The 14,366-nt window shown below is 71.5% G+C and carries 20 protein-coding genes and 2 tRNA genes; 9 read left to right on the top strand and 13 right to left on the bottom strand.

What is annotated here, in order from left to right:
* Positions 1-37 precede the first annotated feature (37 nt).
* The 4 genes from P1K31_RS11955 to P1K31_RS11940 form a co-directional block, all read right to left on the bottom strand.
* The gene (locus P1K31_RS11955) at positions 38-457 is read right to left on the bottom strand and encodes an acyl-CoA thioesterase (RefSeq protein ID WP_276303550.1); all 420 of its coding nucleotides are present in this window, start codon (positions 455-457) and stop codon (positions 38-40) included.
* Positions 458-502: 45 nt separating this feature from the next.
* Complete coding sequence (locus P1K31_RS11950; protein ID WP_276303549.1) at positions 503-877, bottom strand: DUF8159 domain-containing protein; 375 nt, start codon at positions 875-877, stop codon at positions 503-505.
* Positions 878-903: 26 nt separating this feature from the next.
* The gene (locus P1K31_RS11945) at positions 904-1,557 is read right to left on the bottom strand and encodes a DUF6663 family protein (RefSeq protein WP_276303548.1); all 654 of its coding nucleotides are present in this window, start codon (positions 1,555-1,557) and stop codon (positions 904-906) included.
* A gap of 63 nt (positions 1,558-1,620) precedes the next feature.
* A complete protein-coding gene (locus P1K31_RS11940) occupies positions 1,621-1,965 on the bottom strand; it encodes a YkvA family protein (protein WP_276303546.1) in 345 nt (114 codons plus the stop codon).
* Positions 1,966-2,048: 83 nt separating this feature from the next.
* Here P1K31_RS11940 and P1K31_RS11935 point away from each other — a divergent pair, with 83 nt between their 5' ends.
* A complete protein-coding gene (locus P1K31_RS11935) occupies positions 2,049-2,957 on the top strand; it encodes a BtuF-related (seleno)protein (RefSeq protein WP_276303545.1) in 909 nt (302 codons plus the stop codon).
* An 8-nt stretch (positions 2,958-2,965) separates the two neighbouring features.
* Positions 2,966-3,370: a desampylase gene (locus P1K31_RS11930; RefSeq protein WP_276303544.1), complete on the top strand. Its 405-nt coding sequence runs from the start codon at positions 2,966-2,968 to the stop codon at positions 3,368-3,370.
* Between the two features lie 11 nt (positions 3,371-3,381).
* Here the strand turns inward: P1K31_RS11930 and ubaA are convergent, their stop codons facing one another.
* Together ubaA and P1K31_RS11920 are read right to left on the bottom strand one after the other, a co-directional pair.
* Complete coding sequence (ubaA, locus tag P1K31_RS11925) at positions 3,382-4,206, bottom strand: SAMP-activating enzyme E1 (protein WP_276303543.1); 825 nt, start codon at positions 4,204-4,206, stop codon at positions 3,382-3,384.
* Positions 4,207-4,282: 76 nt separating this feature from the next.
* Positions 4,283-4,633 (bottom strand): hypothetical protein, encoded by a 351-nt coding sequence (locus P1K31_RS11920; RefSeq protein WP_276303542.1) that lies wholly within the window; start codon positions 4,631-4,633, stop codon positions 4,283-4,285.
* 113 nt (positions 4,634-4,746) lie between these two features.
* On the opposite strand from P1K31_RS11920, the gene P1K31_RS11915 reads away from it, so the two are divergent.
* The 3 genes from P1K31_RS11915 to P1K31_RS11905 all read left to right on the top strand — a co-directional run bounded on the left by P1K31_RS11915 (position 4,747) and on the right by P1K31_RS11905 (position 6,809).
* Positions 4,747-5,058: an EthD family reductase gene (locus tag P1K31_RS11915; protein ID WP_276303541.1), complete on the top strand. Its 312-nt coding sequence runs from the start codon at positions 4,747-4,749 to the stop codon at positions 5,056-5,058.
* 46 nt (positions 5,059-5,104) lie between these two features.
* On the top strand, positions 5,105-6,370 hold the full coding sequence (locus P1K31_RS11910) for an MFS transporter (RefSeq protein WP_276303540.1): 1,266 nt from the start codon (positions 5,105-5,107) through the stop codon (positions 6,368-6,370).
* A 64-nt stretch (positions 6,371-6,434) separates the two neighbouring features.
* Positions 6,435-6,809 (top strand): DUF7522 family protein, encoded by a 375-nt coding sequence (locus P1K31_RS11905; RefSeq protein WP_276303539.1) that lies wholly within the window; start codon positions 6,435-6,437, stop codon positions 6,807-6,809.
* A 75-nt stretch (positions 6,810-6,884) separates the two neighbouring features.
* Here the strand turns inward: P1K31_RS11905 and P1K31_RS11900 are convergent, their stop codons facing one another.
* From P1K31_RS11900 to P1K31_RS11890, 3 genes are all read right to left on the bottom strand, one after another.
* Positions 6,885-7,202, bottom strand: coding sequence for a hypothetical protein (locus tag P1K31_RS11900; protein ID WP_276303538.1), 318 nt, complete (start codon positions 7,200-7,202; stop codon positions 6,885-6,887).
* A 5-nt stretch (positions 7,203-7,207) separates the two neighbouring features.
* Positions 7,208-7,396, bottom strand: a complete 189-nt coding sequence (locus tag P1K31_RS11895; RefSeq protein ID WP_276303537.1) for a hypothetical protein — start codon at positions 7,394-7,396, stop codon at positions 7,208-7,210.
* A gap of 488 nt (positions 7,397-7,884) precedes the next feature.
* Positions 7,885-8,026 (bottom strand) — tRNA-Ile (locus P1K31_RS11890).
* A 162-nt stretch (positions 8,027-8,188) separates the two neighbouring features.
* Between P1K31_RS11890 and P1K31_RS11885 the strand changes: the two genes are divergently transcribed.
* Positions 8,189-8,785 (top strand): arsinothricin resistance N-acetyltransferase ArsN1 family B, encoded by a 597-nt coding sequence (locus tag P1K31_RS11885; protein WP_276303536.1) that lies wholly within the window; start codon positions 8,189-8,191, stop codon positions 8,783-8,785.
* A gap of 61 nt (positions 8,786-8,846) precedes the next feature.
* On the opposite strand, the gene P1K31_RS11880 is transcribed toward P1K31_RS11885, so the two are convergent.
* A tRNA-Asn gene (locus P1K31_RS11880) sits at positions 8,847-8,919 on the bottom strand.
* 182 nt (positions 8,920-9,101) lie between these two features.
* Here P1K31_RS11880 and cca point away from each other — a divergent pair.
* A complete protein-coding gene (gene cca, locus P1K31_RS11875; RefSeq protein WP_276303535.1) occupies positions 9,102-10,451 on the top strand; it encodes a CCA tRNA nucleotidyltransferase in 1,350 nt (449 codons plus the stop codon).
* Here cca and P1K31_RS11870 read toward each other — a convergent pair.
* Together P1K31_RS11870 and P1K31_RS11865 are read right to left on the bottom strand one after the other, a co-directional pair.
* A complete protein-coding gene (locus P1K31_RS11870; RefSeq protein ID WP_276303534.1) occupies positions 10,430-11,437 on the bottom strand; it encodes a histone deacetylase family protein in 1,008 nt (335 codons plus the stop codon). The two genes, cca and P1K31_RS11870, sit on opposite strands and share 22 nt — an antisense overlap.
* Entirely contained in the window at positions 11,434-11,868 is a 435-nt protein-coding gene (locus P1K31_RS11865) for a histone-like protein (protein WP_276303533.1), read from the bottom strand. Before P1K31_RS11865 ends, P1K31_RS11870 begins: the two co-directional genes overlap by 4 nt.
* 360 nt (positions 11,869-12,228) lie before the next feature.
* Between P1K31_RS11865 and P1K31_RS11860 the strand changes: the two genes are divergently transcribed.
* Both P1K31_RS11860 and P1K31_RS21880 read left to right on the top strand, forming a co-directional pair.
* Positions 12,229-12,501: a cupredoxin domain-containing protein gene (locus P1K31_RS11860; protein ID WP_276303532.1), complete on the top strand. Its 273-nt coding sequence runs from the start codon at positions 12,229-12,231 to the stop codon at positions 12,499-12,501.
* Positions 12,502-12,567: 66 nt separating this feature from the next.
* Complete coding sequence (locus P1K31_RS21880; RefSeq protein WP_368410860.1) at positions 12,568-12,678, top strand: plastocyanin/azurin family copper-binding protein; 111 nt, start codon at positions 12,568-12,570, stop codon at positions 12,676-12,678.
* 39 nt (positions 12,679-12,717) lie between these two features.
* On the opposite strand, the gene P1K31_RS11855 is transcribed toward P1K31_RS21880, so the two are convergent.
* Positions 12,718-14,178 (bottom strand): single-stranded DNA binding protein, encoded by a 1,461-nt coding sequence (locus tag P1K31_RS11855; protein ID WP_276303531.1) that lies wholly within the window; start codon positions 14,176-14,178, stop codon positions 12,718-12,720.
* Between the last annotated feature and the right edge of the window lie 188 nt (positions 14,179-14,366).

Below are 14,366 nucleotides of genomic sequence, written 5' to 3'. Positions count from 1 at the left end.
AACTCTCGCCGCGTTCTGCCGGTCAGCCGATTCCGGCCTACTGCTCGGGGGGTTCGTCCTGGAAGGCGACGACGGCGTCCCGGAAATCGTCGGGGACGCGCGTCGCCTTCCCGTCCTCGTCGACGGCGACGTGGACGACGCCGCCCTCCGCGAGCACCGCGTCGTCCCGCTTCCGGCGGGCGCGGTAGGCGAACCGGATGCTCGACTCGCCGATCGACTCCACGCCGAGGGCGTTGACGATCACGTCCCCGAAGCGGGCCGGGGCGCGGTAGTCGAGGTCGACGTGGGCGACGTGGACGTCCCAGTCGGCGGCGAGCATCGCGTCGTAGTCGTAGTCGATCGCCCGGAGGTAGGCGTTGACCGCCTCGTCCTGGTAGGTGACGTACTCGCCGTAGAAGACGACGCCCTGCTGGTCGGTCTCCGCGAAGCGCACCCGGTTCTCGAACACGTCGTGCATACCGGGGGAAGCGAGGCGACCGGGATAGCTGTTGGCGCTCGTCGATCAGTCCCCGTCCGTCTCGAGGCGCGGTCCCCACGCGCGGACGGCGTCGATAGCCCGCCGCGAGAACTCGTGCTCGTCGATGTCGCCCGCCTCCAGCGCGCGGAGCCACGCCTCGCGCACCTCCCACGTCCCGTGGACCACCCCCTCGGGGTTCGTGACGGTCGCGCCCACGTCCTGGGGTTCCCAGTCGTCGTACTCCCGGAGGGTGACGATCACGCTCCCGACCTGCCGCGGGGGGACCCCGCCGGTGGGGAGGACCGTCTCGTAGACCAGTTCGAGCGTCCCGTCGACGACACCCGCATCCCTCAGGTAGACGTTCTGACTCATGAGGTGCTCCTCCAGGTGCTCGTACAGCGCCTCGTCGACGCGGGGCATGATCGAACGTCGAGGGCGGGGAGGGATTAAGCCTGCCCGTCGCCATCGTGGCTCTCGCCGCTCCCGCGGTCGTCGGTCCCGCGCGTCCCGCGTCCCGTATCGATCCCGTACGTCTCCCGCACCGTCCGCGCGAGCAGTCCGTCGCGCGCGAGCGCGACGTAGACGATCACGAACGGGCCCTCGCTCGGATCGAGGACGAACACCTCGTACGGCGGGTCGGCCCCCTCGATGCGGTCGAGCAGCGGTTCGAGGGGCGTGATCCCGTCCTCGAACTCGGCGAAGAGGTCGCGCTCGCCGGCCTGCTCCGCGAAGACGTAGAGGACGCCGTTGACCTCGCCGTCGGTGCCCCGGGTGACGCGGGAGTTCATCGCCGCGCCCGTGCGCTCGGCCTCACGCCAGCACTCGAGCGCCGCCTCGAAGGCGGGCGAGACGCCGCGGGCGAACGCGAACCGCGTCTCCGTCTCGCGTTCGACGGTCGCGAAGCGCGGCCGCTCGCCGGACCAGTCGAACGTCGCGCGGACGGCGTTGCCCGGTTCGAGGGCGGCCACTCGCTCGGCGAGCGGCCCCTCGTACCCCTCGCGGGCGACGTAGACGGGGTCCGTCGTCTCCGCGTCGAGCAGCAGGTACTCGTCGGGCGCGCGGGTGCTCCGGAGGACGCGATAGACGCCGGCGTCGGTCATCGTCGGGGATTGGCGGGCGCGCGCCGAGTGACTGTCGGATTCGTCCCGCTCCGGCGCGCACGCTCAGAGCCAGCCGAGTCGCCAGGCGACGGCGACCACGGACAGCGCGAGGACCGAGAGGACGACGCCGGCGGCGACCCATATCTGCTCGCGGGCCGCGTCGCGGTGCTCCTCGAGCACGTCGTCCGGGACGACGCTGGCGACGCCCTGCCGGGCGAGGACGCCGAGCAGGAGGTCGTCACCCCAGCCGAGCACCGGGATCACGTCGGGGAGGAGGTCGATCGGGACCAGGAGGTAGGCAACGGCGACTAGCACGAGCGCGGCGGCGCGCCGCGGCGTCCGCCGGTCGAGGGCGACGCGGACGAGCGCGTAGGCCTCGACGAGCGCCGACGAGAGGAACCGGACCATCGGGCCCCGTACGCGTCGACGCGACTTGAGGCGTGCGCCGGCCCGGACTGACTATTTATCCTCCGGCGGCCGCTAGGGGCGGTATGCGCATCGTCACGCTGCTCCCCTCGGCGACGGAGATCGTCTACGCGCTCGGCCTCGAACCCGTGGCGGTCTCCCACGAGTGCGACTACCCGCCCGAGGCTGCCGGGAAACCCGCTGTGAACGGGACGCGGATCGACCCGACCGCCACGAGCGCGGAGATCGACGGCCAGGTGCTCGACGCAGAGCGCGAGGGAGAGGGCGTCTACGAGATCGACCTCGACGCGCTCGCCGAGGCCGACCCCGACCTGATCGTCACGCAGGGGTTGTGTGACGTCTGCGCGGTGGACGAGGTGCTCGTCGAGCGTGCCGTCGAGCGACTCGATCTCGACTGCCGGATCCTGACGACCGATCCCCACAGCCTGGCGGACGTGTTCGACGACGTGCGGCGGGTCGGGCGAGCGACGGGTCGGGAGGGACAGGCCGAACAGCTCGTGGCCGAACTCCGCGCCGGGGTCAACGCCGTCCGCGACGTCGCCGCCACGGTGGAGGACCGCCCCCGCGTCGCCGTGCTCGACTGGCTCGACCCCGTGATGACCGCGGGCCACTGGGTGCCCGAGATGATCGAGTACGCGGGCGGCGAGGCGCTCTTCGACGCGCCCGCGTCCGTCCCCCGCGAGTGGGAGGAGATCCGCGAGGCCGACCCCGACGTGCTCGTCGCCGCCCCCTGCGGCTTCGGCCTCGATCAGACCGCGGCGAACCTGACCGACCTCACGGAGCGTCCGGGGTGGGACGACCTGACGGCGGTCCGCTCGGGCCGCGCCTACGCGATGGACGGGCACCACTACGTGAACCGCCCGGGACCGCGCCTCCTCGACACCCTGGAGTACCTCGCGGTGCTGCTCCACCCCGCGCTGTTCGACGCGCCGCCGGAGGACGCCGCCCGCCCGCTATCGCACGTGGCGGTCTGAGTGGGACGATGCTCGTCCTCCCGCGCGCCGCGTTCGACGCGCTGCTCGCCCACGCCCGCGACGGCGTGCCCGAGGAGGTCTGCGGCGTCCTCGGCGGCGTCGAGGACGGGGAGCGGGCGCGCGTGACCGGCCACCGCCGGGTGACGAACGTCGCCGCGACGCCCGAGACGCGCTACGAACTCGACCCGGCGGAACAGCTGGCGGCGATGCGGGCGATCGAGGAGGGGGGCGAGGCGGTCGTGGGCTTCTATCACTCTCACCCGAGGGGACCGCCGCGGCCGAGCGCGACCGACCGGGCAGAGGCGACCTGGACGGGGGCGCGCTACGTCATCGTCGTTCCGGGCGAGGCGTTCGTCGGCTGCTGGCGGTGGACGGGCGAGGACTTCGAGCGGGAGTCGGTGACCGTCGTCTGATCTCCGGGCGGCTACTCCGCCCGGATCGCGCAGGTCTCCTCGTACTCCACGTCGTGGACTGACTCGATCCGCGGGTTCTCGCCGCAGACGGGGCAGTCGGGGTTCCTCCGGATCTCGACCGTCTCGAAGGTCATGTCGGAGGCGTCGTAGAGGATCAGCCGGCCGTCGAGCGTCTCGCCGTAGCCGAGCGCAAGCTTCATCGCCTCGGTGGCCTGGACGCAGCCGACCGTCCCGGGGAGGACGCCGAGGACGCCCGCCTCGGCGCAGCTCGGGACCGTGCCCGCGGGCGGCGCTTCCGGGAAGAGACACCGGTAGCACGGCGAGTCCTCGCGCGCCTCGAAGGTCGTCACCTGCCCCTCGAACCGGAGGATCGCGCCGTGGGAGAAGGGGACGCCCGCGAGCGTGCAGGCGTCGTTGACGAGGTAGCGGGTGGCGAAGTTGTCCGAGCCGTCGACGACCACGTCGTAGTCGGCGATGAGTTCCTCGACGTTGTCGGCCCCGAGGCGCACCTCGTGGGGTTCGACAGTCACGTCGGGGTTCTGTCGCGCGACGAAGTCGGCGGCCGACTCGACCTTGGGGCGGCCGACGTCCGCCTCGCCGTGGATCACCTGTCGCTGGAGGTTCGAGCGTTCGACGACGTCGTCGTCGACGATCCCGAGCGTACCGACGCCCGCCGCGGCGAGGTACTGGATGACCGGCGAGCCGAGGCCCCCCGCGCCGACGCACAGCACCCGCGCGTCGAGGAGCGTCGCCTGCCCCTCGGGGCCCACCTCGTCCATGATGATGTGCCGGGAGTACCGGTCTAGCTGTTCGGGAGAGAGCGCGAGATCGGCCATACCCACCTCAGGCGGTGACGGAGGATAAGCCCCGGGGTGCGCGGGACGGCGACGGAGGGCGCGGCGCGGTCGCTCCTCACTCCTCGGGCGGCGGACCCCGTCCCCGACCGCGGGCGAACAGCAGGACGGCGAAGGCGATCGGCGAGAGGACGGCCAGCACGACGGCGACGAAGGCGAGCACGAAGTTGAACCCGGGATCGAAGGTCGACTCGCCCCCACCCCCCGCCTCCTCCTGGGCGGGCGCGGAGGCGTTACCTCCAGTTGCGTTACCCCCCGTGGCGTTGCCCTCCGTCGCGTTGGCCCCGCTCTCGTTGCCCCCGCCCTCCTGTGCGGCCGCGAGGCCGGCGGCCGACGCGGCGGCGGCGACTCCCGCGCCCGCCCCGGTCCGCAGGAACGTTCGCCGACAGACTCGGTCGTTTTCGGTCACGGTGAGCGTGTAGTTCACCCTCCGAACATATGAGGATTGCCCGCCGGAACGCGCCCGGCGGGCGGCGACGCGGGCGAACAGTTACGTGCCCCCGCCGAGAGCTACGCGTAGCCATGACGAAGATCGTCTTCGGCCTCAAGCGCGCCGAGGGGATGAGTCGCGAGGAGTTCGAGCGGTACTACATGAACGAACACGCCCCGATGGCGGAGGAGATGTCGGGAGTGCAGCGCTACACCGTCGCGTTCCCGGCGGAGGAGGACGCCGAGTACGACGCGCTCGCCGAGGTCCACTTCGAGGACCGCGACTCGCTCGACGCCGCGCTGGCGTCCGACGCCGGCCGCGCCGCGGGAGCGGACCTCGCCAACTTCGCCGACACCGACGACATGCTCCAGCTGATCGTGGAGGAGAACGTCGTCGTCGGCTGACGATCGGTTCCGCAATCGCTTTTCGCGCAGCGTTCGCAGGGAGGGCATGTCCGTACGCCCGCGAGTCGCCACGCCCGCGTCCCTGCAGTTCGGCGCCCTCTATCTCACCCGGTTCGCGATGGGTTTCGGGCTGGCTACCCTCGCGACCCTCCTACCGACGTACATCGACCTCTATCGCCCCTCGGGGCTCGTCCTCGGCCTGTTCTACACCGGCTTCACCCTCGCGCAGACCGCGACCGTGGTTCCGGCGGCGTGGGCGGGCGACCGCTACGACAAGCGAACGATCCTGCTCGCGGGTCTGGGCGTCGGCGTCGCTGCCTACGTCGCCTTCCGGTTCGTCTCTGGGAGCCTCGGCGTGGTCGCCGCGCGCGTCCTGCAGGGGCTCTCCGCGACCGCGACCGGCGTCCTCTCGCTGGCGCTCGTCGGCGAACTCGCGCCTCCGGACGAGCGGGCGAACCGCATCGGGCGGGCCAACGCCGCCCGGCTCGCGGCGGGCATCGGCGGCGCGCTGGGGGCCGGCTACCTCTACCAGCGGTACGGCTTCGCCGCCGTCTACGACGCGCTCGTCGCCCTCCTCGCGGTGACCTTCGTCGCCGTCCTGCTGTTCGTCGAGCCGGACAGGTCGCGCGTCCGCGGGAACCCCTTCCGCGGGCTGGCGCTCAACCGCCGCCTGTGGACGCTCACGAGCTTCCGCGCGCAGTACGCCGTGTCGGTGACGCTCGTTCGGAACTTCGTCCCGGTGTACGCGGGCCTGTCGGCCGCGAAGGGCGGCCTCGGCTACGCCGCGTTCGCCGTCGGCGCGGTCATCGTCGCGGAGAAGGTGGCGAACATGCTCTGTCAACCCTACAGCGGGGCCCTCTCCGACCGCCACGGGCGGGCGCTGTTCGTCTTCCTCGGCGGCGGCGCGTACGGCCTGGTCGCGCTCGGCGTCCCGTTCGCGCCCGCGGTCGGGGGCGCGCTCGGCCTGACGGCGACGCTCCCCTACCTCGGCGACCTCTCGGCCGCGTTTCTCCCGCTGGTGGCGCTCAACGCCCTGCTCGGCGTGGCCGACAGCGTCCGCGAGCCCGCGAGCATGGCGCTGTTCGCCGACGAGGGGACCGACGACGGGAGCGTGGCGAGCAGCTTCGGCGTGCGCGAACTCGTCTGGCGGCCCGGTAGCGTCGTCGCCCCGCTACTCGCGGGCGTGCTCATCGACTCGGTCGGCATCGACTGGGTGTTCTACCTCGGCGGAGTCGCGGCGCTGATCGCGGTCGCGACGTTCTTCGGCGCGCTCGCGCACTACCACGGGCCGCGCGCACTCAGCGAGTGGTGACGCCGCCGGGGAAAGACCGAAGCGAGAGGAGGGACTATCTCCTCGGCGCACGTATTCGCGAACCATGAGCACGCTACTCACGGAGGAACGACGCGAGACGCTAGTGAGCGCCGCCCGCACCGCCATCGGCGAGGACCTGCGCAGCCTCGTCTACTTCACGCCCGACGACTGGGAGCAACTCTACCTCAGGAGGGACCTCGAACGCGGCGCGGATCTGGAGCGCTTCGCGGACAACGAGCGCCTCGGGTTCACCGACTCCCGGACCTACGGCGAGACCGAACTCGGCGGGTACGAGTTCACCATCCGGGCGTTCTCCAAGGGCTACGTCGTCCGCGTCATCACGGACGACGAGGGTGCGTTCGCCACGACCGACGAGATACCGATCACCCTCTTCGAGGAGGTGGCGACGGCGCTCCGGAAGACGCTCGCTCAAGGGTGATCGCCGGCGACCCGAGTCGGCCCCGTGCGCTCGGAGGGTGCGTCGGCCGCGGGACCGCGGCGGTAGGAGGCCCGGTCAGTCGGTCCCGGCGTGTCGATAGTACCGGACCGTCGCGCCGCCCCGTTCGACGGTCCGGACCGCGACCTCCCCGCGATCCGCGAGCGCGTCCAGCGCGACCGCGCAGCGATCGTCGATCGGTTCCGACTGCGAGGTGACCGCCTCCGGCGTCCAGAAGACGCCGAGGACGGTGGCACCGCGGGACGCGGAGAGCGCCTGTGCGACCTCCGAGGCGGTGTACGCCGTCTCGTCGTGGTCGGCGAGGTACGCCCGAACTCGGGTCCTGAGCGAGTCTGCCGGCGTCGCCACGGTCCACTCGTCGGGATCGAGCGGCACGGCGATCACTCCCCGGGGCCGCCCCCCTCGGCCCCGGTCCGCCCGGCGGTCTCGTCGCCTTTCTCCTCCACCCGATCGCCGTGCGGCGTCGCCGCGCCGACGTCGCGTCGCGCGTTCGGGTGGTCGGTCGCCGTCGACTCGCCCGCCTCGGGTGCGCCGCCCGGGGCGATCGCTGGAGTCGTCTCGTCGGACATGCGTTACTAAACTAGTGTTCAAAATTAATAAATTGTCGTGGTTCGTGGTCCTCCGACAGCGAGACGGACCGCAGCGGTACCGATCCGTGACCGTCCCCTGCGACTCGTTGTCCCGGATTCGGCATATCGATCGTGGTGTTTCCAGTCGAAATGGAGGGATTCGGGCCTCCCGCTCGTGTCCGGATGTACGGGTTCGACGCGACCCACTCGCCGGGGCGGTAGTCCTCGAGCCACGACGCGACGACCGCGCTCACCGCGCCGGTCGTGCTACCGAGGGTGAGGAGCTGGTACCCCGACTCCGCCTTCTCGTTCGCGTCGCTCCTTGCTTCAAATCCCGCGGGGTGCAGTTCGGTCGCTCGCTGTCGCTCGCGACCCTCACATGGGCCCTGCCGGATTTGAACCTCGGTCGTTCCACTCGCTAGCGCTCGTTTCACTCCCTGTTTCAAATCGTAGCGGTGATTCGACACGGCGCTACCGCGCCGGTCTCATGGGCCCTGCCGGATTTGAACCAGCGACCGCCCGGTGTCCCATCGCACCTCCTTCGGAACCGAACGCCGGGCGTCGGCCTCATTCAACCCGAAAGGGATGAAATTATGAGCCGGGTGCTATACCAGACTAAGCTAAGGGCCCACGAAAACGAGTCATCCCCCGGACCTCTTTAGCCTACCGGGTCGAAGCCGCGAGGCGACCCCCGCAGTACCCCGGCAAGCGTCGCGCGGGGCGCAACGGGTTTGCGCCGGCGGCCGAACGGGGGGGCATGACGAGTCGAACGACGACCGGACGGAGGGGACCGTGACCGCCGCGCTCCGCCTCGCGACCGCCGCGGACGCGCCCGCCGTCCGCGCGATCTACGCGCCGTACGTCGAGGGGACGAGCGTCACGTTCGAGCGGACGCCGCCGAGCGCCGAGGAGGTGGCCGAGCGCATCGAGGGGAAACTGGAGCGCTACCCGTGGCTGGTCTGCGAGCGCGACGGCGAGGTGGTCGGGTACGCCTACGCCGGCCCGGTCCGCTCGCGGGCGGCCTACCGCTGGTCGACCGAGAGCTCGGTGTACGTCCGCGAGGACGCGAAGCGGGAGGGGGTCGCCGGGGCGCTCTATTCCGCGCTGTTCGCCCTGCTCGCCGGACAGGGTTACTGCGGCGTCTACGCCGCGGTGACGCTCCCCAATCCGGCGAGCGTCGCGTTCCACGAGGCGACGGGCTTCGAGCGGATCGGCGTCTGGGAGGCGGTCGGGTTCAAGCACGGTGCGTGGCACGACGTGGGGTGGTTCCGCCGCCCGCTGGGCGAGCGCCCCGCGGAACCCGATCCGCCGCTGTCGGTCGCGGCGGCGCGGGAACACGAGTGGTGGGACGAGGCGCTACGGACGGGCGAGGCGGAGCTACGGCGCTGAAGGAGAGAGAACGTACGCGCGTCGGTCCCGCTTCGCTCGTCGCGTGACGCGTACGGAGAAGCGCCGCCGCCAGGGCTCGAACCTGGGACAACCTCGTTAACAGCGAGGTGCTCTACCAGCTGAGCTACGGCGGCTCGCTAGGGAGTAAAGCGATTCGCCAAATAGGGCTTTCGTTTCTACGCCCGTCCGTCCGCGTGTAACCACACCGCACGGCCGGGGGCGGGGGCAGTGCCTCGACCGTCGCCGCGCGAACGGCTCGACCGCGAGCGAACGCCTCGACCGTTACCCTTTCGCCCGCACGGTGGGACCTCCACACATGGACGAGTTCGAGGCCGTCACGGAGGGGGTCGCCGCGCGCGTCGTCCCGGACGACGCCGAGCGCGAGCGCCTCGCCCGGACCGCGGCGCGGGTCGTCGCCGACGCCGAGGCGGCCGCGGCCGACCTCCCGGTGGAGGCGGACGTCGTGCAGGTCGGCTCGACGGCGCGGGGGACGTGGGTCAGCGGCGACCGCGACATCGACGTGTTCGTGCGCTTCCCACCGGATCTCCCCCGGCGCGAGCTGGAGCGCTACGGGCTGGAGGTGGGCCGCGCGGTGCTCCCGGACGGCCACGAGGAGTACGCCGAGCACCCCTACGTGAAGGGCACCAGGGGGGGGTTCGAGGTGGATCTCGTCCCCTGCTACGCCGTCGAGGACGCGACGGCGATCCAGTCGGCGGTCGACCGGACGCCGTTTCACACCGCCTACCTCGCCGAGCGCCTCGACGACGACAGCGCCGAGGAGGTCGTGCTGACCAAGGCGTTCCTGAAGGGCGTCGGCGTCTACGGGAGCGACCTCCGGACGAGGGGGTTCTCGGGCTACCTGACCGAACTGCTCGTGCTGGAGTGCGGCGGCTTCCGCGCGTTTCTCGAGGCGGTCCGCCGGTGGCACCCGCCGGTCGAACTCGACCCCGAGGGCCACGCCGCGCGCGAGTTCGACGACCCGCTGGTGGTCGTCGATCCGACCGATCCGGAGCGCAACGTCGCGGCCGTCCTCTCGGCGGGAAACGTCGCGCGGCTCGTCCACCACGCGCGGGCGTTCCTCGACGAGCCGCGCGTCGAAGCGTTCGAGCCGCGCGACCCCGACCCGCTCGACGCCGACGCGATGGCCGCCCACCTGGAGCGTCGGGGGACGACGCCCTTCGCCGTCCGCTTCCCCGCGCCCGACCTCGTGGACGACCAGCTCTACCCGCAACTCGAGAAGTCGCTCTCGGGCGTGGTCGGCGAACTCGACCGCCGCGGCTTCGACGTGCTCCGGGCGGCGACGTTCGCCGACGGGACGGCCGTCCTCTTCGTCGAGTGCGAGGTCGCGGAGCGCCCCCGGATCGCCCGCCACGAGGGACCGCCGGTGTGGGTCGATCGGCACGCGACGGGGTTCTACGGGAAGTACGCCGACGGCGACGCGTACGGGCCGTTCGTCGACGGCGAGCGCTACGTCGTCGAGCGCGAGCGCGGACGCGCCACCGCCCGCGAGTGGCTGGAGAGCGACGACCTCCTCGACGTCTCGCTCGGCGTCGCCGTGGCGGAGGCGCTGCGCGATGGCTACGAGGTGCTCGAGGGCGAGGAGACGACGGCGCTCGCGGCGGAGTTCGGCGTCGAGCTGGCGCGCTACTTCGACCCGAGGCCGTGATGGTCGCGGGCGGTCCCGACGACCGTCCGCGCCCTCTCGGTCACCTCGCCCTCCGGTTCGACGGGGTCGCGTCCCTCGAACACCTCGTGGACGGTGGCGACGCTCTCGGCGAGCGACTCGAGGCCGTAGCCGCCCTCGAGGACGAACGCGAGCGGCGCGTCGAGGTCGTCGGAGAGCGCACGGACCCGATCGGCGAGCATCGCGTAGCCCTCCGAGGAGACGCGCATTCGGGAGATGGGATCGCGCTCGTGGGCGTCGAAGCCGGCGCTCACGAGCAGCAGGTCGGGGTCGAACCGTTCGAGCGCGGGACGGAGCGCCTCGTCGACCGCGTAGGCGTACTCGACGTCACCGCTCCCCGCCGGGAGAGGGAGGTTGAGCGTCGTCCCCTCGCCGTCGTCCCGGCCGATCTCGTCCGGGTGGCCGGTCCCGGGGTAGAGGCCGCGCTCGTGGATCGAGGTGTAGTGGACGTCCCCGCGCTCGTAGAAGATGTCCTGGGTGCCGTTGCCGTGGTGGACGTCCCAGTCGAAGATCGCGGCGCGGTCCACGCGATCGAGGGCGGACTGGGCGGCGACGGCGGCGTTGTTGAAGAAGCAAAAGCCCATGGCGTCGTCGTAGACGGCGTGGTGGCCCGGCGGGCGGCCGAGCGAGAAGGGCGTGTCCCAGCCGTCGGCGCCGTCGAGCGCCTCGTGGGCGGTCCAGCGCGCGATCCCCGCGCTCGCGAGCGCGGCGTCCCACGTCGCCTCGACGGCGACCGTGTCGGGGTCCCACTGACCGCCGCCGTCCGCGCAGAACTCCCGGACGGACTCGACGTACGCGTTGTCGTGGACGGCAGAGACCTCCTCGACGGTGGCGGCGTCCGGGTCGGCGTAGGTGACGCTGTGCTGGCGGGCGAGCGCCCGCCGGATGGCGCGCAGGCGGTCGGGGCGCTCTGGGTGGCGCGGGCCAGCGTCGTGGGAGAGACAGACGTCCCGGTAGCCGAACCTCATTCGAAGTACGGTGCGAGTTCGAAGTACGTCTCGATGTCGTCCTCGATGACGGTCCGTCGGTCCGCGTGCCGGGCGAGGACCGCCGCGGCCGCGGCGACGGCGTCCGCCTCGGCTTCGAGGATGGTGGCGAGGGCGATGCGCGCGTCCATCGAGACGCGGTACCGGTCGTCGATGTCGAGCCTGGCGATCCGATCGACGGGGGCGATGGGGAGTTCGAGCGACGCCTTGTCCCCGGTCGTCCCGAAGTCCTCGGCCATCAACGTCTTGCGGCCGTCGTCGGTCGCGCGCGCGGCCGCCTCGACGGCGAGCGCCGCGCCGCGGGCCTGGATGTGACGGGCGAGCGCCTCGGCGGCGTCGGCGCTCACCCGGAGGTTACCAGCGTTCCGCCGGATGATAGCGTCGACCGGCGCGAACGGTAACTCGACACTCATACCGTGACACGGGACTGTTTCGGGCTTAAGCGTTCCGCGTCACTCCGCCGTTCGACGGCCCGCAGATCGGGGGCGGTGCGCCGGGACGACGGGTCGATCCCGCGTTCGAATCGACGACGGGATTCGGGATGACCGATCGGCCGGTACCGGCGACCGATACCGGCGGCCGAACGTCGAGAGCCCCTCGAACGGCGGCGGAGATAACCTCCGAGATGATCCCGAGATCTCGAGAATCGGACACAAGTACGTATCAGTCGTACGTGTCGTTCGAGGTGGATATCACATGCCCGCACCACGCATCACGACCCGTCGCACCGTCCTCGCCGCGTCCGCCGCGGTCGGCGGCGGTCTGCTGGCCGGTTGTCTCGGCCGCGGTTCCGAATCGAGCGATCCGTCGAACTCGTCGGGGGGCCCGACGGAAATGGAGCCGGACAGTACGTCGACTACGACGGCTGGCTCCTCGACGCGAACGGCAGGGACGGCTCCGGTAGCACCGTCGACAGGCGCGGGGAGGAGGCGGTGACCATCGAGGTCGGCGCGGGCGAGGACGGGCTGGCGTTCGATCCCGTCGCCGTCCACGTCGATCCCGGGACGAGGATCGTCTGGGAGTGGGCCGAAACGGAGATCGTCTAGGACGGAACGGAACGGGTCGGCTCGCACAACGTCGCGGCGCAGGAAGGCGCTGACTTCGCCTCGGACATCCGGTCCTCGGGCACCTTCGAGTGGACCGCTCGCCGCGGTCCACTCGTCAAATACCAGTGCGATCCCCACGCCGGCACGGGGATGCGGGGCGTCCTGGTCGTCGAGTAATCGACCCCACGCCCACTCCCGATCCGGAACCCGTCCTCCTCAGAAGACCTCGTCGGCCTCCAGGCGACCGTCCACCAGTCGCCCGCGCACCGTGATCTCCTGGCCCAGCCGGACGTCCTCGTCCGTGAGGACGGTGACCGTCTCGCTGCCGTCGTCGAGCATCACCGGTTCGCCCGTCTGGACGACCGTCCCGGTGAACTCGACGGGGCCGTCCTCCGCCTCGGCGTCGGGGGTGACATCGGCTTCGCCCCCCGTCCCGGTCTCGCCCTCCGCCTCGGCCGTGGTCGCCGCCGTCCCGTCGCCCGACCCGCCGCTCGCGAACGCGTCGAGGCCCGTCGTGCCCGCTGCCGACGCGCCGTCGTCGGCAGCGTCGGCGGAGCCGCCCCGCGAGGCGCTCGCGCTCCCCGGATCGAGGACGGAGACGGTCGAGCGCCAGCCGGCGGAGGCCTCGATGTCCTCCTGCCAGCCGTCCTTGATCTCGACGTCGGCGAACAGCACCTCGTCGCCGGGACCGACGTCGGCGTCCGCCTTCTCGCCCCACATCGCGACGCGGATGTCGCCGGTCCTGTCCTGCACGCGGACGTTGCGAACCTGTCCCTCGCTCCCGTCGTCGCGGTCGAACGTGCGCTTCGGGTCGGCCGATCGGATGACGCCCGCGATGTCGACGGTGTCGCCGAGTTCGAGGGCCTCGATGTCCGTCGTCTCGGGGACGTAGGTCACCTCCTCGTCGAGTTCCTCCACCTTCCCGCGCGAGCCGACGTGGAGTTCGAGCGCGCCGTCGCGCTCGCGGACGTATCCGTCGACGACCTCGACCGAGACGCCCTCCGCGAGTTCGGTGGCGCGGTCGGCCCGCTCGTCCCAGAGCGTCACGCGCACGCGACCTGTCTCGTCGCCGAGGACGAGGTTCGAGACGCGCCCCTCGCTCCCGTCGTCGCGGTCGAACGTCCGCACCGGTTCGGTGCCGAGCACCTTCCCGCGCACGTTCACGTCGCTCTGCCCGAGCGAGAGCGCCGCGATGGTCCCCTCCTCCGCGACGTCCACCTCGATGTCGGCGTCCTGGTCGCCCTCGACGCGGCTCGCGCTCACCTCGAGCCCGTTGTAGCCCTCCTTCGGGCGGCCCTTGATGCGCAGCACGTCGCCGGGGTCGAGTTCAGCCGCGCCCGCCGCGGCCTGCTCGTCCCAGAGCGCGACGCGCACGCGACCCGTCTCGTCCGCGACCTCGACGTTCAGCACCTGCCCCTCGCCGTCGTCGCGCTCGAAGGTGCGGACCTCGCCGACGCTCATCACCTTCCCGAGGAACTTCACCTCCTCCATGCCGGCGTCGATGTCCGCGATGCCGTTGATCTCCTCGTCGGTGAGTTCGTGCGCGACGAGCATCGCGGCGGTCTCCTCGTCCGCGAGCCCGTCCATCTGCTCGACCTTCGTCGCGACCGCCTCACGGAACTCCTCCTCCGTGATTTCCGCGTCGAGGTCACCGTAGATATCCTCGATCGTGCCCATTATCTCGGACATGGGTGCACCGCTGTTAATCCTTGTCGGTCGCGCGAACGGTCCGGCATACCGACGCTGGTCCCCCTCTCCTACTTGAAGGTTCGGCCCCGCTTCGGTACTGTTCAGATACGAGTAATCGAGTCGGACTCACCGACGTGACGACCTCGAACGCCCCCTCCCGCTCGACGGCTGCGAAC

Origin of the sequence: Halomarina halobia (genome assembly GCF_029338575.1) — an archaeon.
Classification (GTDB): domain Archaea; phylum Halobacteriota; class Halobacteria; order Halobacteriales; family Haloarculaceae; genus Halomarina; species Halomarina halobia.
This window is presented reverse-complemented; position numbering and strand designations above follow the sequence as displayed.